Here is an 18,633-nt window from a genome sequence, read left to right on the forward strand (position 1 = left end):
GGGTCCAAGCCACACCAAGACACAGGAAAAACCAATGAAACTGTTTGATATGACAGGCGCACCCAACCCTCGGCGTGTCCGCGTATTTCTTGCTGAAAAAGGCATAGATGTTGAGAAAGTCCAGATTGACATCATGGGGGGCGAAAACCTTCAGTCCAACTACTTGGCGATCAACCCGCGAGGAGTTCTGCCAACTGTACAGCTCGATGATGGGTCGATCATCGATGAAACCAGCGCGATTTGCCGCTATTTCGAAGAAACCAATCCGGAGCCCGCACTATATGGCCAGGATGCAGTTTCGAAAGCGCAAATCGAATCCTGGATCCGGCAGATCGAAGGCGATGCGTTTGCGCCAACCGCAGACGTTCTGCGCAACAGCAATCCAGCGTTCGAGAACCGATCAATCCCCGGGACTGACAACACACCGCAAGTCCCTGCCCTGGCAGATCGCGGGACGGACCGCGTGAAAGCTTTCTATGCCCGGCTCGACAACCATCTGGCTGGCTCAGACTACGTCGTCGGTGAGAACTATTCCGCTGCCGACATCACCGCAATGTGCGCGATCGATTTTGCCGAATATGTCGGAATCGCTGTTCCCAAAGCCCTGGGCAATATCACCAAATGGCGCAATCGCGTCTCTTCCCGCCCAAGCGCACAGGCCTAACTGGCCCCTACCCCACAGGAGAAACGCAATGAAGCCGACCTACGCGCTGGATGTCTATGGCACCTTGATAAACCCATTGGGAATTGGTGATCAGCTGGCTCTTTATGTCGGTGATAAAGCTCCTTACCTGGCGGAGCTGTGGCGCAGCAAACAGCTGGAATACAGCTTTCGCCGGGGTCTGATGCGTGCCTACAAACCCTTTCCTGATGTCACGCGCGCCGCGCTTGATTTTGCATGTCAAACGTTCGGCGAGACGCTGAGCGAAGACATCAAGACCGATCTGATGGAAAAATACCGTACACTGGATGCCTTCGACGATGTGCCCGATGCGCTGCACGACTTAAACATCAATGGCGCAACGCTGCATGCTTTTTCCAATGGAACCGCATCAGATGTTGCGGCCCTCTTGGCCCATGCAGAAATTGGTGAACAGATCCAATCCATCATCAGCGTAGAGACTGTGAAGAGTTTCAAACCCGACCCGGACGTCTATGCTCATTTCAACACGGTCACCGGATCCCGACCCGAGACGACCTGGCTGGTGTCCAGCAATCCTTTTGACATTATCGGAGCATCCTCCTGCGGCTGGAAAACGGCTTGGGTGCAACGCAAACCGTCGGCCTTGTTTGACCCTTGGGAACACGGGCCAACGAAAATCATCAAATCACTCACGGAACTGGCGGCTGCCAGCACCTAAACAACCCCAGTAGGAGGCCCAAATGCCGACTGTAATTGAAGCACTGCTCGTGACCAAAGGGCACATTTTTGAACGCGAACCATTCTTTGAAATGATCGACACCCTGAGCCGCCCAGGGCCGGACATCTACATCAACTGGACTCATGTTGAACAACCTGCAGCCGAAGCGCTGATGGATGTAAAACGCGCTGAAAGATATGATGTGATCGTCTGGTACGATATGCCAGGTGTAATCTTTACCGGATCAAACCCGCCCTTCGCGCATTACGATCCATCACCGGAATACAAAGAAGGGTTCCTGTCTCTTCTTGACGCCGGAAAACCCATGCTATTTTTGCATCACGCGATTGCCGCTTGGCCCACCTGGCCCGAATTTGCAGAACTACTGGGCGGCCGTTTCCACTTCCTGCCTGGTGAATTGGGCGGCAAGAAATATCCGGGGTCAGGGTACCGGTTCCGGGTGCCGCAGGTCATCACCGTGGAGAACCCAAATCACCCGATTGTCGCCGGGCTGGCACCTCAGTTCGACCTGAACGATGAAGCCTATATGTATGCCGTATTGGAGGACGAGGTGAACCCGCTTCTTTCAAGCGATTTCAGCTTTACCGCAGACAAATTCCACCACGGTGGCATCGGATTCCAGGATCACCCCAGGGGTTCGAATTTGATTGGCTGGACCAAGTTGGCACGAAACGCCCCAATCGCATATCTGCAGATCGGGCATGGTCCAAAAGTCTACTCAGATCAGAACTTTTTGCGGCTTATTGCCAACAGTGTTCTTTGGGCGAAGTCCGACAACCCCACGATCTGACGGTGAAGGGATCGCTGCTGAGACAATCGTACTCATAAAGCTTCAAAAACAGAAGCGGTTAATGCACGACATCAACCGCTTCGCCAGTGATTTTGATATCGCACTTATCAATAGCGCCGCGGATTTTGCGCTTCGCTGATTGGTGATTCCATGAGCAATCTTGTTCCGCAAAAGGTAGAGCGCCGATGTGATCATTTAGCTTAGAACGAACGATAACCTATTGGCCAATCCTCCAGTCCTGATATGAAGCGGCGCACCAGAAAGATGTGTCGTTATTCACTCTGAGAGGCCAATCTTGGTACGCGGCTCTGCCCGGCCTTTACGCGGCGCAAAGGAATGGATGACTCAATAGAGGCCACGCCCTTTATCTTGGTTAGACGACCAACCAGAAATTTTTCAAAATCTCTGAGGCCCGTCGTTGCAACGCGAAGCAGATAATCTCTGTTTCCGGTCATCAACCAGCAATCTACGACCTCGTCTAGGTCTTCGAGTGCTGTCTCGAATTTTACAAGCGCTTCATCAATTTGTTTGTCGAGCTGAACAGAAACAAAGACCGAAACCTCATACCCAAGGGCGGCTTCGTCGATCACGGCTGCATAACCGGAAATAACCCCCGACTGTTCAAGGTTTTTGATACGCCGGGAGACCGGTGTTGGGCTTAGTCCTATCTGCTCGCTGAGTTCGTTTACCGACATACGGCCGTCGGCCTGCAAACTACGCAGAATTCTTTTGTCAAATTCGTCCATACTTGCACACTTACACCATGTTTCCGGAAATTTGTAGGTGATTTCGCTACAGATACCCATTCCCACTAGGGAATTAGCAGGGACTCCCTCACAGCAAAGCTGATAGATGGTAGCAAAACAAGTTGAGGCCCGTAATGACCGCTCATGCACAACATCTGAAGACAATCGAACAACGCCTGCTGTGGCTTTCACACTGGATGATTCACAACGCTAACCACATTCGCCCCAAGGCGGATGGTATCAAGGTTGGCGGGCACCAGGCCTCATCAGCGTCAATGGTCTCGATCATGACAGCCCTCTATTTTTCAGCTCTAAAGCCGGAGGATCGGGTGGCTGTAAAACCCCATGCCTCGCCGATTTTTCATGCGATGCAATACCTGATGGGGCTACAGACCCGCGAAAAGATCGAGAATTTTCGAGGCTACGGGGGTGCGCAATCTTATCCGTCTCGAACCAAGGATATAGATGATGTCGATTTTTCCACCGGTTCTGTTGGCTTGGGGGTCGCGATCACATCTTTTGCATCGCTCATCCAAGACTATGTGAAGGCTAAGTCTTGGGGAAAAGATCTCCCGTTGGGACGAATGGTGGCATTGGTTGGCGACGCTGAGTTGGATGAAGGCAACATCTATGAATGCCTTCAGGAAGGCTGGAAGAACGATCTCCGAAATACATGGTGGATCATCGACTACAACCGTCAATCCCTTGATGGCATCGTCCGCGAAGGGTTGTTTCAACGCATCGAGAAGATCTTTGATACGTTTGGGTGGGATGTCGTACTCGTAAAACACGGCCACCTGCAACGTGCTGCTTTTGCCGAACCCGGAGGGGACAAGTTGCGCGCGTGGATCGATGGGTGTTCCAATCAACTGTATTCTGCGCTGACTTACATGGGGGGCTCAGTTTGGCGCGACCGCCTGATCAACGATCTCGGTGATCAAGGCGATGTTTCCGCATTGATCGAACGCCGCACTGACGACGAACTGGCTGCTTTGATGGAAAATCTTGGCGGCAATTGCGTAGAGACCATGGCCGAGACATTCGCAAGTATCGATCATGATCGCCCTACCTGCTTCCTGGCCTACACCGTGAAAGGTTGGGGAACGCCAATCGCTGGGCATAAGGACAATCACGGAGGCCTGATGACAAAGGCTCAGATGGCCGCCTGGCAAAAAGACATGGGTGTGCCGGACGGGCAAGAATGGGAACCGCTCGCGACCGTTGCGGACCCTGCGGCCTTGCAGGCCTTTCTTGACACAGTCCCGTTTTACGAGAAAGGCGCGAGGCGCTATTCCGATGAGCAGTTGGATGTTCCAGACATCGCGGTGAACTCGGAGAAGGAAATCTCGACACAAACGGGATTTGGCAAAATTCTTGATGAGCTGTCCAAAGGAGACAGCTCTCTTGTAGACCGGCTTGTAACAACCTCTCCAGATGTAACAGGAACCACAAGTCTGGGCCCTTGGGTCAACCGGCGAAAACTGTTTGCGCGCACCGAATTGGCTGACACATTCATCAACGAAAAGATCCCATCCACAGCGAAATGGGAGTTCACGCCGGATGGTCAACATATCGAATTGGGCATCGCCGAGATGAACCTGTTTCTGTTGTTGGGCGCTGCTGGACTGTCGCACTCGCTGTTTGGCAAACGCCTGCTGCCAATCGGCACCGTCTACGATCCATTTGTCGCACGGGGATTGGATGCCCTCAACTATGCCTGTTACCAGGACGCGCGATTTATGATCGTGGGTACGCCTTCGGGCATCACGCTTGCGCCAGAAGGTGGCGCACATCAGTCCATTGGATCTCCCCTAATCGGAATGTCCCAAGACGGCCTAGCATCTTTCGAACCGGCCTTTGTTGATGAATTGAGCGTTATCATGAATTGGGCGTTCGATTACATGCAACGAAACGGCGATGGCGACCCGGATGAACGCACCTGGCTGCGCGATGAAACTGGTGGATCCGTCTACTTGCGCCTCTCTACGAACCCGATTGAACAGCCTGGCCGGCGTGTCGATGACGCCTTCAAACAAGGCGCTGTCGACGGAGCATACTGGCTGCGGAAACCCGGGCCGAACTGTGAAGTCGTTATCGCTTACCAGGGTGTTGTGGCACCAGAGGCGATTCAGGCTGCAGGCCATATTGCACAAGGGCGACGCGACGTTGGAGTGCTGGCCGTCACGTCCGCAGATCGCTTGAATGCGGGATGGACCGCTGCGCAACGTGAACGCGCTCGCGGGAACTCGGATGCGGTGAGCCATATCGAATGTCTCTTGGACAACATTCCGGCCCATTGCTCGCTAATCACTGTGATTGATGGTCATCCGGCGACATTATCCTGGCTTGGCGCCGTGAGCGGTCACAAAACGATTCCGCTTGGGGTAGAGCATTTCGGGCAGACCGGCGCCATTTCTGATCTCTACCGGCATTTTGGCATTGATGCCGCGTCCATCGTTGCAAAGGCCAATGGCCTGACATCAGGCCGCCAAATTCTTTAAACTCTACAGGAGGTCAAAAATGAAAGTCGCAATTGTAACTGGAGCGGGAAGCGGAATTGGCCGGGCTACAAGCCGCAAATTGCTTGATGCTGGCTATCAGGTTGCCCTCTTTGGGCGACGTCAGGGGCCATTGGAAGAGACAGCTGCCGGGCACAAGGCAGCACTTGTTCTTCCGACCGATGTTTCAGACGAAAATGCTGTGGAAAAGTCGTTCATGGCTGTCTCCGAGATGTTTGGTCATCTGGATCTGCTATTTAACAATGCCGGAGCTTTTGCACCTGGGAACACCATTGATGAGATACCTTATTCCGATTGGAAAACTACCGTAGCTGTAAATCTGAACGGGGCATTTCTTTGCGCCAGAGCGGCTTTCAAGTTAATGCGCCACCAAACGCCACAAGGCGGCAGGATCATCAATAACGGTTCGATTTCCTCTCATTCTCCGCGTCCAGGATCAGCCCACTACACGTCCACCAAGCACGCCATAACCGGTCTCACCAAATCCGTCTCTTTGGATGGACGGCGCTTTAACATCGCGTGCGGTCAAATCGACATAGGCAACGCCGCGACCGATATGACCGCTGCAATAGCGGAGGGCGTGCCCCAAGCAGACATGACCCTAAAGGCAGAGCCAGTCATGGACGTTGCTCATGTCGCGGACGCTATTGTCAACATGGCGTCACTGCCGCCAGAGGCGAATGTGCAATTCATGACAATCATGGCAACCACGATGCCTTTTGTCGGACGTGGCTAGTCAGGCCGCTGGTCGTTCTATCTCATGGCTTTTCATTTTCCGATGCATGGTTGCACGGCTAACGCCAATGACTTCAGCAGCCTGACTGACGTTCCATCCCGCAGAGACCAATGCCTGGGTGATACGTTGTCGTTCTGCATCTGCACGGCTTTCATTGAGTGTTTGTGTTGATGCCACGCGTCTCGGCGGCAGGGTTTCTGAGCAGATTCCTGTCGTAAACGTATTGGGAACAAACACAATTTCCGATGGAAGATGATCCAAAGTAACAATACCGCTTACACAAGAAACTGCGGCATATCGGATAGCGCTAACCATCTCTGAAAGATTACCAGGCCAATTGTAATTCAGCAGAAGATCTCGGGTGTCGCTGGAAATCGTCAACTCCCCGCCGCCAAACCTGGCCAGATGTTCATTCAAAATGGCTTCCAGATCCGTGCGCTCTCGTAGAGGCGGGATTTGGATGGCGGCGCCATTAATTAAGTGCAAAAGTTCGGGTTTGAAACTTCCCCTGTCCCGCAACTTTTGGACACCCAAACTTGATGTGCAAATGATCCGCTTTCTGGCGTCTATTGCCGACTCCAATCCAAGGTCAGCTGACATGTCAGATGCCAGCGTGGCAAACAACGTTGCCTGCTGCTCGAGCGGGAGTTCTCCAACTTCGCGCAGGATCAACGTCGACGTACCGCCAGCCAAAGACGGATCACTTTCGCTATCGTCAGGCGGCGCAAGAAACTTCTTCAATTCGGATTCAAGGTCTTCGACGCTGATAACAGCACAATTTATCAGTATTGGCGCTCCGACCGTGTTTTGAGTACGTTCATGCAACGCACGCGCAAACGAGACCTTACCTGTCCCGGCTTCGCCATTCAGCATCAGCGGAACCCCATTGAGCAGCATGCGCTCTGACAATTCTAGATTGTTTCGCATCCTTGCATCGTTGCCGACAAGGCGGCGCAGATCCGAGCCTTGCGCAATCTTTACCGAAGGCATTATGCCCGATTTGGACGTAACCTTCGTCGGAAGATTGTTCCTTCCGGATCTTGCAATCTGCCATGACGTCGGAATGTGTTGAGGTGTTGCGAAACAGGTTCGTTGGTTGTTCAATTCAATGTACTGTGTCCTGCCAACCGAGGGAATTAATGCTTCGATATCCGTGTTAAGAAATTCATTGACGTCGCGCCCGCTCAGGTCTGCGGGCGTCAAGCCTGAGACAATCTTGGCTGCCACATGCGTCGCACCGGCGATTGTGCCATCTTCACTGACGGCAAGGAGCGAATTCGGGGGTGCCTCCGACCCTTCACGAATTTGAATGAGCAAACTTTCGTCATGCGCGCGACGAAACACCGAGGTTTGAATCTGGGCAGCAGCATGCGAGACAACATACCGCACAAACTCCGCATTCGAGGTGTTCCGGTCATGATGCCCTGACAAGTTAATGACCGCCACGACTTTACCGAGCTCATCCAAAACCGGTGCGGCGGTGCATGAAAATGACTCAAAGAGTTTGAAATAATGATCTCTACCGGAAACGGTAACGGTCCTGCCCAGGTCTTTGCTTAATCCAATCGCATTGGTACCGGCGCGTGTTTCATCGAACATTGCACCGCACTTGAGACCTTTGTTGGACAGCTGTTGAGCATCGACGCTGTCACTGAATTCTTTCACGATCACGCCATCACTGTCCGCGATCAGCATGCAGTAACCAGCGGCATTTGACAGCGTACGCAGCGTTTCGATAACGGGCCTGCACCCTCCAAGATAGTGTTCGACCGCTTTCCGGCGCACCTGGACTTCGTAGTTGGAAAGCCGCTTCATTTTTGCATTTGAATAATGTTTCAATCGATGATCAATTTCGCAACGAAGCTTCGAAAGATCCACGGCATCGGCAACGGCTTCATCCAGCATTTGATAATCCTCCCAAAGAATTGGAGCAGCGACTGGAGGCATCGAACCTCATTAACACCGCTCAAATATCGGCTCTTGAGAAACTCATCGTTTTGGACAGACACACACATCCTCAAGTGGTACTGGTCCGATTTCCTCCCAAGCCGAACAACGCAGCCTTAAGCTGCTCACTCGCCTTTTACAGTTGGTAGAAAGTTTGAATGAGACAGGCAACAAGTACTCTCTAGGGCCTGGGCGTCCCATAATTCTGAGACAGTTTTACGCGCCCCCTCCCCCTTGCTCAGCTTCGCCTTCAGGTCAGTAAAATGTTATAATTACAAGGTAATAGGCGAAAATCTGAAGGATGGTTCAATGCCGAAACAACCTGTCTCAAGAATGAGACAGTATCAGGGGGCGCAAACGCTCGACATAAATGCAAGGCACTCCGTCAACCTCATTTTCAATGACCGTTGATCTCACTCGCACGTGGCGGTGAGCTGAATTCACGCCAATCTTAGCAGTTAAGACAAAAGGAAAGACCACATGACCAAAAGCTACAAAGAAGACGTTGCAGCCGTCGACAAACGCGTCGGTGCGCTGTTCAAGGCCGCCCCCAAAACGATGACCCCCTATAGCCAGCTCGTAAAAGCCGCATCGGCAGACGGTGCTTTAGACAGCAAAGTCAAAGAACTGATGGCGCTGTCAATTTCGGTTGCGATCCGCTGTGACGATTGCATCGTTTTTCACTTGCGTGCTGCGCTCAACCATGGGGCCAGCCGCGAAGAAGTTATCGAGACGATTTCAGTCGCCATTGAAATGGGCGGTGGTCCTTCGGTTGTCTATGGCGGACGCGCCTTTGCAGCTCTGGAAGAGCTGTCTTGAACACTATGACATTTGCCCCTGACGCAATCGCGCGCCGGGGGTCACCGGAACAAAGGATATCCCTCGTGGCCGATACAGACATTCCCAAGCTAAGACATCCGGAAAAAGCCCATCGCGCAGATAATGCGCAGCCGAAAAAGCCAGACTGGATACGGGTAAAGGCCCCGGGCGGTGACGGTTATGCCCGCACGATGGACATCATCAAGTCCAATCAGCTGGTCACGGTCTGTCAGGAGGCGGGCTGTCCCAATATCGGCGAGTGCTGGAACCAGGGCCACGCCACCATGATGATCATGGGCGAAACTTGCACCCGCGGCTGTACTTTCTGCAATGTGTCCACCGGCAAGCCGGATGCGCTTGATGTCTTCGAACCCGGACGGGTTGCGGATGCCGTATCGCGTCTGGGCCTGAATCATGTGGTCATAACCTCAGTGGACCGCGATGATCTCCAAGATGGCGGCGCCGAACATTTTGCCCAGACAATACGAGCGGTGCGCCACAAGGCACCGAAAACGACAATTGAAATTCTGACACCGGATTTCCTGAAATGCGAAGAGAGCGCGATTGATCTGGTGATTGACGCTCGCCCAGATGTATTCAATCACAACCTGGAAACGGTGCCGGGGCTCTACCCGAACGTCCGCCCCGGCGCGCGGTATTTCCATTCCTTGCGCCTGCTCCAACGGGTGAAGGAACGGGATCCTTCTATCTTTACGAAGTCCGGCGTCATGGTTGGCCTTGGCGAAGACCGTCAGGCTGTCATGCAGGTGATGGATGACATGCGCGCCGCCGATATCGATTTTCTGACCATCGGCCAGTACCTGCAACCCACGCCGAAACATCATGCAGTGGACCGGTTTGTGACTCCCGACGAATTCAGCGGATACCAACGGGCCGCCTACGGCAAGGGGTTCTTGATGGTCTCGGCCACGCCGTTGACCAGATCAAGCTATCATGCAGGCGACGATTTCGCGCGGATGCGCGAAGCCCGGACAAAAAAATTGCGGTTCACAGGCGGCCTCTAGAGAATAAAGGTCCATAGAAAAGGCCACACGGGATTTCACCGAGTGGCCTTTTGATGTCATCGACGACGTTATTACCGGGCGAAACCTGCCTCGAATGTCAGGATTGAAGGGTTCAGGCCCGCAAGCGCCTTACGCGCGGCAGCGTTCGGATTGCCCATAACGGTCATCGCCGTCGGCGTCACCGCGCCCAGGAAGCGTTCCGCGAATTTGCTGCCAAACCCTTCAAGATGGATCAGAACCGCTTCGGAATCTGCATAACGCTCATAGATTTTGAACGCGGTCTTGTCTTCGTTGAAGCACCATTCATAGATCAGGGCCCCCGGCTCTGTCTTGGTATTCTCGATCATGTCTTCCATGACGGCGGTCAGGTCATCCAATTTACCGGGATTGATGTCCAGCTCCAACAGCCAGTGAACAACGTTACTCATGGTTTTTCCTCTCCAGATTCAAGTTGTTGATGTCGTGATGTCGTACAGATCCTGCTCGTAGGCGGCTTGAAGCCAATCCATGTAGCGGTTGGTGTCAAACGCGCGCGCATGAGCCGGCTGCAAGTGTTTCAGATTGGTATGCGCCGTGGTGCGCACCCGATCGGGCATCCCGCAGGCACGGTACAGCGTGTTCGTGGCGGCAATTCCTGCTTTCAGGTCGGCCTCCGCCAGAATTAAGGCGTGGGCGAAAATGATACATTCACCAGGCCACTTGGCACTTCGACGCCAACGCTGTGCCGTGCCCACCAGTTTCTGGTTGTCGACGGCCACGTTATACGCTCCATCGCAAAACGACATTTCGACCGCCGAGTAATCAGGTGCCAGGCCCCAGGATCGCAAATGTTCCAGGATCGGATTGCACAGCACATCATACTGCTCCCGGATGCAAGGTGGCGTGGCCTTGGGCAGCCGGTAAACCAGCGTCACATTCACCGTGCCGCTATCCTGAGGCGTTACGTCCCCACCGGTGGTGCGCTCAAAAACCGGCCAGCCCTGCCTTTGGCACTCGGCCACGCCATCGCCAAATCGTTCGCGTTTGGAAAACCCGCGCGGAACGACCAGGCATTGCTCCGTTTGCCAAATTGCGACCTCATAGGAACGTTCGCCGCTGGCAACCCGCTCCATCAACGCGGCTTCCAGCGCAAAGGCATCCCGCCCAGAGAGAGAGCGATGCCCACCTGACCGCAAGATATCGGATGGGTAGGCGTTCATTTCAAATCTTCGATCGACGTGCAGACATCGGTCAGGAATTCTGCTGCAGGCGCGCCGTCAATGGCCCGATGGTCAAATGTCAGCGACAGGCCAATATGTGGAGCCATCCTATAACTACCATCCTCGGTTGCTACCGGCTTCATCTCTGTGCACCCGATGCCCAGGATGCCGATTTGAGGTGTGTTCAGGATGGGCGTGAAGTAATGCACTCGCGTCAGGCCCAGATTGCTGACTGTGAAGGTTCCGCCGGTCATTTCCGTGACCGAAAGCTTGTTGGTTTTGGCGCGCGCAGACAGGTCCTGGCGGGCCTCTCGCAGCCCCTGAATGTCTTTCACCTGAGCATCAAAAATTGCAGGTGCAACCAGTAAGTTCCCCGGCAATGCCATCGCGACACTCAAATGCACAGCTTCAGCCAGATGAACCTCTTTGCCTTCAACTGTTCCGTTGATGTCAGGATGACGCTGCAAAACCTCTGTCACAACCTGCATCAGCAGATCTTCGATGGACACTTTGGTGCCAGCCTCGGCGTACCGCGCCTTCGCTGCCAGCAGGTTGGTTGCGTTGCATGATGCATGGTGGGTCAGCTGAGCCGCCTCCAACAAGCTTTTCTGCATCTTGTCAGCAATCATGCCGCGGACGCCTCGCAGGGCGACCTTGGCAATCCCGTCTTCATACGTTGGCGTTGTCATGCAATTTCACCGATCACGTCGCCCTTTGCGACAATGTCATCAATCTGTTTGATGATTTTCAGTGTCCCGGCTGCGGGCGCATCGATTTCGTGCTGAACTTTTTCAGTCATGATCTCAGCGATCAGTGAGCCCTGCTCTACTTTGCTGCCATCGCTGGCCAGCCAGCTGGTCACAACCGCTTCGGTGTCTTCTTCCCACAGATCGACGGGGATAACGATCTCAGTTGCCATCGGTTTTGGTCCTTGTCTTTGATGTTGAAAGAACCGGGGCGCGGGAGAAGCACCCCGGTTCTCAGGGAGGTGGCCTTACATGTCCTTGTAAGCGGCCACGATCTTGTCCGCGTTGGGCAGGCAGAACTGCTCCATGTTGCGTGCAAACGGGATTGGCACATCCGGATAGGTCACACGTTTGGGTGCGGCTTTCAGCTTGGAAATGTCGTGCTCGCACACCGTGGTGATGATCTCACCCGATACGCCGTAGCTGTTGTAATCCTCATCAACCACAATCAGACGGCCGGTTTTCGCAACCGAGTTGATCACCGTTTCGCGGTCCAGTGGTACAAGCGACACCAGGTCAATTACCTCGGCGCTGACGCCTTGTTCAGCCAGGTTATCAGCCGCTTTCAGCGCATTGTGCACACCCATTGCGAGGCCAACGAGAGTCACATCTGTGCCCTCACGTAAAACTTTGGCCTTGCCAATCTCAACCGTGTAGTCGCTCTCTGGCGTGTTCACATTCGCGCCGGGCTCTGTCCCAAGCCACCCCATGCCCTGAAGGCCCTTGTGATACATGTAGATCACAGGGCTGTCGTCGCGCATGGCCGCCGTCATCAGACCTTTGGCATCGTAAGCATTGGACGGTGAGACGACCTTCATACCTGGCAGGTGCGCAAATGAGCCATAAAGGCATTGCGAGTGTTGACCTGCGTCTGAGTATCCGCCACCTGTTGACGTCATCAGTACCATCGGCACAGAAGACTGTCCGCCAGAGAAGTAGATGTTTTTGGCCATCAGATTGTAAATCGCGTCAAAGCAGACGCCAAAGAAATCGACGAACATCAACTCGACCACAGGCCGCATGCCGTCCATCGCTGCACCAACGGCAGCCGAAATGAAGGCTGTCTCGGAAATCGGCGTGTCGCGAATTCGATCCTTACCGAACTCCTCTACCAATCCCCGGGTGTTTCCGAATACACCTCCGAGATCACCGATATCTTCGCCCATGACAAAGACGCGATCATCAACGCGCATCTCTTGGGCGATGGATTCGGCCATCGCCCGTGCTACCGTCAACCGACGTTCGTTTGATTTAGTATCGAGCATTTTTTCTCCCCTTCCTTATGCCGCAAACACAGACGTCAACGCGTCTTCATCAGGCGCGTATTCGCTGTCACGGGCGAACTGGATCGCTTCCTCGACTCTCGCGAGAGCATCCGCTTCGATCTTGTCGAGACCTGCCGCGTCGGAAACACCGTCAGCCAGCAAGCGCTCCCGCATAGATGGGATAGGATCCTTCTCAAAGAGCGCATCTTTTTCGCCTTCTGGGCGGTATCCTTCTGCGTCACCCATAAAGTGACCAGCCAGACGAAATGTTTCGATTTCAATCAGTGTCGGGCCCTCGCCTGCGCGGGCGCGTTCTATCGCCTGACCGGCGATTTCGAAAATCGCATATGGATCGTTATTCTCGATGAAATGGCCTGGCATCCCATAGGCTGCGGCACGCACATCGTTTCTGGGAACAGCGGTCGAATCTGCTTTGGATACTGAAATGCCCCAGGCATTGTCTTCGACCACAAAGACCACCGGCAGTTTCCAGACTGCCGCCAGATTCATCGCTTCGTGAAACGCACCCTGATTAACCGCGCCTTCACCAAGGAAGGCAACCGCGACACCTGGTTTGTTTTGCATCTTGCGCGAGAGCGCGGCACCGCAGGCTGGCCCGCAGCCTTGAGCGATGATGCCCGAACAGGCAAAATTCACGTTGCTGTCGAAAATGTGCATATGACCACCGCGGCCACCGCTTAACCCAGTCACCTTGCCAAAGATCTCTGCCGCCATCTTTTTGAGGTCGACACCCTTGGCAATCGCCTGATGGTGCGGCCGGTGCGTTGCTGTGACGATGTCATCCTTTGTCAGGTGCGCACATACACCGACGGCCACAGGTTCTTGACCATTCGACAAATGCATCTCACCTGGTATTGGACCGTTTGCCATGTTGAAGGCAGGTGACTTGCCTTCCATGTAAATTTTCTCGATGGATTCCTCGAAGCGGCGGCTTACCACCATGTTCTCGTACATCCAGAGCTGTTGTTCTTTTGTCGGGCTCATCTGTTCCTCCCAATGGTTGACGGGCAAGGGTTAAACGGGGCTAAATCCCGGTGCCGCCACTCCTTTTGAGGGAGAAGAACTTTCAAAGGTAGTCTTGTACTGAAATTAATTTTCAGGCCGAATTACAGTGTGTTACGATCTGTCTCACTTGTGAGACAGTGCCTGTTTCAAAGATGAGAATTTGGACAATAGTCGCGACGAAATTCGCTGCAAATGCTCAAAAAACTGCGAGTTCTTTCTCGCTCAATCTAATAGCTGCTACACGTAATGACACTAGAATTGGTTGGTGTCTCATCGAATTTACCAGAACCTCAAACAGGTTGACGCGAACGGACCAATGACGCCACTAAACAGCACTCGAGCATGCCCGTCACCAAGAAACTCGAAATCCATTACACAAATCAAGATGTCTGTATCGCCATATAAACCAAGACAGGTGTTACCGTACTCTTGAGGCCAAGTGGGCCATGGCCTCTTCGAACCGGGCGGGATTTTCTTCGGCCCGTGCGGAGAGCTGGGCGCCTTCTAGCAAGGACAATGTCGCCGCCGCTTCGATTGCGGAGTCTGAGGTATTCAAGATCGTGCCATCAGATCGCCCAAGCTCAAAGACAGCCCCGATCCACTTCCGCATCATCGCCCTGAACCGGCTGATTTGGCCCACGACTTCTGGCGAAAGGCTTTCGCGACTTATTGAGAAGGCGACGCAGAGGCAGACCCATTGCGCGTCGTTGTGCGCAATTCGATATCGGTCGATGAGAGCTTGCAGGCGCGCACCACCGGTGGCGTGGTGCGCGTCTATTTCTTCGCAGATCGCTGCAAAACTCTCGTGATAGCGCTGCATCAAAGCGGTCGACAAATCTGCTTTGCTGGGGAAATGGTAGTGAATGCTGGCTGTACGAATGCCCACGTCCTTTGCCAGATCGGCATAGCTGAAACCGTCGAACCCACGGCTGCGCGCTGCACGTTCTGCGGAATCTAGCAGGGCGGTCTTTCTGTCGGGTGGTGCTTTAGATTTGTCAGTCATTATTCAATCTCAATAGAGCATGTTCTGCTGCTTCCAAAGCCCCTTCAAGATAGCCGCCGAACTGATGGGCTGTCTCTGTACCGCTGAAGATCAACTTGCCATCCCAAAGGCCTGTCATGGATTTCGGTAGTCCGTAGTGCGGATGGGCATAAAGTGGCTGTCGATCGGCTTTGGTTGCTGTGAACGGATCGAAAGCCCAGTCCTTCACATACAGGGCAAGCGGGCTCGCAGCCAGTGGCCCGAACAAACGCCCTAGTTGCGATTTCAATGCGTCTTTCAGCTGCCTTTCATCGCGTCGTTGCGCAGGGCCAACCCCGATAAAACCAAAGAGTGCATAGGGCCCTCCGCTTGCGGGTGATGCATCATGTAGTTCGACCATGGGACCGCGCCGACTCATCGCGTCACCCGAAAGGCCTTGTGCGCGCCAGAATGGCCTCTCGTAAATCGCGATGGCTTTGGCCTGTCCTGCCATCCAGGTGGCGCATGTCTTCATTGCAGCGGTCGCCGCTTCCGGTAGGGCGGGGAAGAAAATCAATTCGCTGGCGATGCGCGGAGGTAGCGCGAGGACGACTTGTTGCGCGGTGATAGTTTGATCGGAGGCAAGCCGCGCAATGACCTTTTCTGCTGCCAGATCCAGGCTCACGACTTCGTTGCTCAGATGCAAGTACTCCACAGGAAGCGCTGCTGCCAAAGCATTGGTCAAGGCGGTCAACCCTCCAGTCAGGCGATAGGATCCCTGCATCGAAGAGTACCCTTGGCCTTGCTGCACCAGCCCGTGTTCATCTTCGTAGCTCAAATCGCCAGTGGCGTATTGGTCGAACGGGTGCAGGCCCAGTTCTTCAATAATGGCGGCCATGCGCGGTTGCCCCAACCAGAACCATGCCGGTCCTAAGTCGAACTGCGCGCCTTGGATGTCCACGGTGGAAATCCGGCCGCCGACACGGTCCCGCGCCTCGACAAGACGGTAATCCCGCCCCTGCGCTTGCAGGGTCTTCGCAAGGGCCAAACCGCTCAGCCCGGCGCCGATAATGAGTGTCTTCGTCTGCACTAAAATCCCTCAGACGCGGGGCGCAGATCGAGTTCATGCGTCCAGGTTGATCGGGGCTGATGCGCCAATTGCCAATAGGCCTCGGCAATCTCGTACGGATCCATCATATTCGCAGGATCAAGGTCATGCAGATCGCGTGAGCGCGATGTGTCGATGATGCCGTCAAGAATAACATGCGCCACGTGGACCCCGGTTGGCTGGTATTCACGGGCAAGCGATTGGGTCAGGCCGCGCAGGGCGAATTTGGTGCTGGCAAAGGCGGAGAAGCAGGCGCCACCGCGCATCGATGCAGTGGCACCGGAAACGATGAAAGCCCCACCGCCTGCGCGCACCATCGGGGGCAACGTTGCCTGCGCCAGGAGGATTGCGGATTGAACCATGGAAGACCACGTGCGTTGATAGTCCTGCAATGTGGTCTCCGTGAACGGGGCAATGACAAGCTCGGCCGTGTTATGGACGACCAGCTTTGGAGGCCCATGTTCTACGGTGATGTCAGCGATCTCAGAGGTCACCGCATCCGCGTTCGAGAGGTCGAGTTCGTGAAACGCGCCAACCGGGTTTTCCGGTTGCGTCCGCCCGAGCCCGACTGGCTGATACCCGCCATCTTCAAAACGTGCGAGCAAGGACTGGCCAAGGCCAGCCCCCGCGCCCGCCACCAGGACAAGAGGTTTTGCATCAGCCATAGGCTACACCGCAGGCGGCTTTGCAAAGGGCAGATGGCCGGTCTTCATCCAGACCTTTGCACCCTCTGGGCCCGCCTTGATTGAAAGCGATTGCCCTTCCGGTAGCCGCAGCCAAGACCCCTTGCGCAGCTCTTCACCGCTTTTCAAAACTGTACCATCAATCATCAAGAGCTCGATCCCGCCGGCCTCTGACACTTCAAGTGATGCTCCGGCATCCATATGTGCATAGCGCACTGTTTCGCGATCGTCCCTATGCAATTCGGCCATGGCAACGCCGTCTCTTGCCGAGCCCAACTCATCCGCCATGTTCTTGCGGAACTGATCGCGATCTTCCATATTGAACTGCCAAAGCTTCACGAAGATTGTGCAGCCCGGATCGGAGCCCGGTGTATGACTGGTCGTGGGAGGATTGCGGACGTAAGTGCCGGCTGGAAAGTCACCATGTTCGTCCTGAAACACACCATCGAGCACGATGAACTCTTCTCCACCCGAATGGGTGTGGGCCGAGAATTTGCTCTCCGGCGCATAGCGCACGATTGTCGTTGCACGCGCGACCTCACCGCCGATCCTGTCAAGCATGCGCCGATCAACACCAGGCATAGGCGAGGCCAGCCAGTCCGCCTTGTCGGAATGAACAAGTACGCGCTTTGTAAAATCAGCATTCAATTCCATCATTTGGTCCTTTCCTGTTTCAGGGCCTACCGGTATTGCGATCAGCGTTAGCCCGCAATGCTGGGCCGAGCGGCCATTTTTGCGCGCCATGCTGTTAGGTTATTGAGGCTTTCGGGGATGTCCACTTTGGCAAAATCGGCAAAGGCCAGTCCGGCAAAGGCGGTGATATCGGCGACAGAGAATTCGTCACCTGCCAGATAGTCATTTTTAGCGAGAACGCTATCCAGATAAGCCATTGTCTGCACGGCAACTGCTTTTCGCCTGGTGCCCCATTCGGCACATTGATCGGTTTCCAGATCGGGTCCGAGGCCCGGTGTGGCGTGGTGGAAATAGTCCCCCACCGCGTTCAACAACCCGGATTCGGCGCGCAGGTTCATCATGGTGATGCGAGCGCGTTCTTTCGGATCAGTTCCGGTCAGGGACGGGCCATCGAAGGCGCCGTCGATATATTCAGTGATCGCCATGCATTGAGAGATGTGGCTACCGTCCTCGAGTTCGAGGCACGGGACAACCGCATCCGGGTTCTTCTGTTTGAACGCGTCAGTGCGATGTTCTCCACCCATCACATCAACCGGAATGAATTCGACTTTGTCAGTCGCACCCTTCTCGGCAAGTGCGATGCGTACCCGGGCAGGGTTTGGGAAACCTTCGGTGTCATAGATTTTCAAGGGAGTGACCTTCCTGTTAGCGTTGTATTAGAGATGCTACCTACTAGTAGATAGATGTCATTGACAAGAGGTAACTTCAGAAATATCCACACCTTCACGCGGACGTGATTGCGACTAGTTCCGGAAAGAGTTGCGATGGGTGCGCGGGTATCGGTATCGGCCGACAGCCCTACCCGCCTGTACTTGACCACGTGGTCGTTAGCAAAACTCGTTGCCCTGCTTTATTGGTTTTATTGTGGGTAGTCATGCGTGTGAAAAGGCATGCAAAATTGACCCCGTAGCGGGGTGATCGGCGTCCAAAAATGATCCCCTTACACTGATGTGGATGATGCCCCCGAGGTCATCGGGGAGCACAGTGT

The 18,633-nt window shown here is 54.3% G+C and carries 20 protein-coding genes; 7 read left to right on the forward strand and 13 right to left on the reverse strand.

Annotated features, from left to right (window positions below):
• Positions 1-34 precede the first annotated feature (34 nt).
• From N6L27_RS21360 to N6L27_RS21370, 3 genes are read left to right on the forward strand one after another with little or no spacing between them, the layout of a single operon-like run.
• The gene (locus N6L27_RS21360) at positions 35-664 is read left to right on the forward strand and encodes a glutathione S-transferase family protein (RefSeq protein WP_271909453.1); all 630 of its coding nucleotides are present in this window, start codon (positions 35-37) and stop codon (positions 662-664) included.
• A gap of 28 nt (positions 665-692) precedes the next feature.
• On the forward strand, positions 693-1,361 hold the full coding sequence (locus N6L27_RS21365) for a haloacid dehalogenase type II (protein ID WP_271909454.1): 669 nt from the start codon (positions 693-695) through the stop codon (positions 1,359-1,361).
• Positions 1,362-1,383: 22 nt separating this feature from the next.
• Positions 1,384-2,172: a ThuA domain-containing protein gene (locus N6L27_RS21370; RefSeq protein ID WP_271909455.1), complete on the forward strand. Its 789-nt coding sequence runs from the start codon at positions 1,384-1,386 to the stop codon at positions 2,170-2,172.
• Between the two features lie 272 nt (positions 2,173-2,444).
• On the opposite strand, the gene N6L27_RS21375 is transcribed toward N6L27_RS21370, so the two are convergent.
• On the reverse strand, positions 2,445-2,918 hold the full coding sequence (locus tag N6L27_RS21375; protein WP_271909456.1) for an Lrp/AsnC family transcriptional regulator: 474 nt from the start codon (positions 2,916-2,918) through the stop codon (positions 2,445-2,447).
• 134 nt (positions 2,919-3,052) lie between these two features.
• Between N6L27_RS21375 and N6L27_RS21380 the strand changes: the two genes are divergently transcribed.
• Complete coding sequence (locus N6L27_RS21380) at positions 3,053-5,419, forward strand: transketolase (RefSeq protein WP_271909457.1); 2,367 nt, start codon at positions 3,053-3,055, stop codon at positions 5,417-5,419.
• 19 nt (positions 5,420-5,438) lie between these two features.
• Positions 5,439-6,173, forward strand: coding sequence for an SDR family oxidoreductase (locus N6L27_RS21385; RefSeq protein ID WP_271909458.1), 735 nt, complete (start codon positions 5,439-5,441; stop codon positions 6,171-6,173).
• Here the strand turns inward: N6L27_RS21385 and N6L27_RS21390 are convergent, their stop codons facing one another.
• Positions 6,174-8,078: a sigma-54-dependent Fis family transcriptional regulator gene (locus N6L27_RS21390; protein WP_271909459.1), complete on the reverse strand. Its 1,905-nt coding sequence runs from the start codon at positions 8,076-8,078 to the stop codon at positions 6,174-6,176.
• A 522-nt stretch (positions 8,079-8,600) separates the two neighbouring features.
• Between N6L27_RS21390 and N6L27_RS21395 the strand changes: the two genes are divergently transcribed.
• Positions 8,601-8,939 carry a carboxymuconolactone decarboxylase family protein gene (locus tag N6L27_RS21395; RefSeq protein WP_271909460.1) on the forward strand — a complete coding sequence of 113 codons (339 nt, stop codon included), beginning with the start codon at positions 8,601-8,603 and terminating at the stop codon, positions 8,937-8,939.
• 65 nt (positions 8,940-9,004) lie between these two features.
• Positions 9,005-9,964 (forward strand): lipoyl synthase, encoded by a 960-nt coding sequence (lipA, locus tag N6L27_RS21400; RefSeq protein ID WP_271909461.1) that lies wholly within the window; start codon positions 9,005-9,007, stop codon positions 9,962-9,964.
• Between the two features lie 71 nt (positions 9,965-10,035).
• Here the strand turns inward: lipA and N6L27_RS21405 are convergent, their stop codons facing one another.
• The 11 genes from N6L27_RS21405 to N6L27_RS21455 form a co-directional block, all read right to left on the reverse strand.
• Positions 10,036-10,392, reverse strand: a complete 357-nt coding sequence (locus tag N6L27_RS21405; protein WP_271909462.1) for a putative quinol monooxygenase — start codon at positions 10,390-10,392, stop codon at positions 10,036-10,038.
• Between the two features lie 18 nt (positions 10,393-10,410).
• Positions 10,411-11,163 (reverse strand): lipoate--protein ligase family protein, encoded by a 753-nt coding sequence (locus N6L27_RS21410; RefSeq protein WP_271909463.1) that lies wholly within the window; start codon positions 11,161-11,163, stop codon positions 10,411-10,413.
• Entirely contained in the window at positions 11,160-11,852 is a 693-nt protein-coding gene (locus N6L27_RS21415) for a 2-oxo acid dehydrogenase subunit E2 (RefSeq protein ID WP_271909464.1), read from the reverse strand. Before N6L27_RS21415 ends, N6L27_RS21410 begins: the two co-directional genes overlap by 4 nt.
• Complete coding sequence (locus N6L27_RS21420) at positions 11,849-12,082, reverse strand: lipoyl domain-containing protein (RefSeq protein ID WP_271909465.1); 234 nt, start codon at positions 12,080-12,082, stop codon at positions 11,849-11,851. Before N6L27_RS21420 ends, N6L27_RS21415 begins: the two co-directional genes overlap by 4 nt.
• A 75-nt stretch (positions 12,083-12,157) precedes the next feature.
• Complete coding sequence (locus N6L27_RS21425; protein ID WP_271909466.1) at positions 12,158-13,174, reverse strand: alpha-ketoacid dehydrogenase subunit beta; 1,017 nt, start codon at positions 13,172-13,174, stop codon at positions 12,158-12,160.
• 15 nt (positions 13,175-13,189) lie between these two features.
• Positions 13,190-14,179, reverse strand: coding sequence for a thiamine pyrophosphate-dependent dehydrogenase E1 component subunit alpha (locus tag N6L27_RS21430; protein ID WP_271909467.1), 990 nt, complete (start codon positions 14,177-14,179; stop codon positions 13,190-13,192).
• A 439-nt stretch (positions 14,180-14,618) separates the two neighbouring features.
• Complete coding sequence (locus N6L27_RS21435) at positions 14,619-15,203, reverse strand: TetR/AcrR family transcriptional regulator (RefSeq protein WP_271909468.1); 585 nt, start codon at positions 15,201-15,203, stop codon at positions 14,619-14,621.
• A complete protein-coding gene (locus N6L27_RS21440; RefSeq protein WP_271909469.1) occupies positions 15,196-16,251 on the reverse strand; it encodes a flavin monoamine oxidase family protein in 1,056 nt (351 codons plus the stop codon). Before N6L27_RS21440 ends, N6L27_RS21435 begins: the two co-directional genes overlap by 8 nt.
• Positions 16,251-16,934 (reverse strand): SDR family NAD(P)-dependent oxidoreductase, encoded by a 684-nt coding sequence (locus tag N6L27_RS21445; protein ID WP_271909470.1) that lies wholly within the window; start codon positions 16,932-16,934, stop codon positions 16,251-16,253. Before N6L27_RS21445 ends, N6L27_RS21440 begins: the two co-directional genes overlap by 1 nt.
• Before the next feature lie 3 nt (positions 16,935-16,937).
• Positions 16,938-17,606 carry a cupin domain-containing protein gene (locus N6L27_RS21450; RefSeq protein WP_271909538.1) on the reverse strand — a complete coding sequence of 223 codons (669 nt, stop codon included), beginning with the start codon at positions 17,604-17,606 and terminating at the stop codon, positions 16,938-16,940.
• A 47-nt stretch (positions 17,607-17,653) separates the two neighbouring features.
• Entirely contained in the window at positions 17,654-18,274 is a 621-nt protein-coding gene (locus tag N6L27_RS21455) for a glutathione S-transferase family protein (RefSeq protein WP_271909471.1), read from the reverse strand.
• Between the last annotated feature and the right edge of the window lie 359 nt (positions 18,275-18,633).

It is taken from the genome of Leisingera sp. SS27 (genome assembly GCF_028368855.1).
Classification (GTDB): domain Bacteria; phylum Pseudomonadota; class Alphaproteobacteria; order Rhodobacterales; family Rhodobacteraceae; genus Leisingera.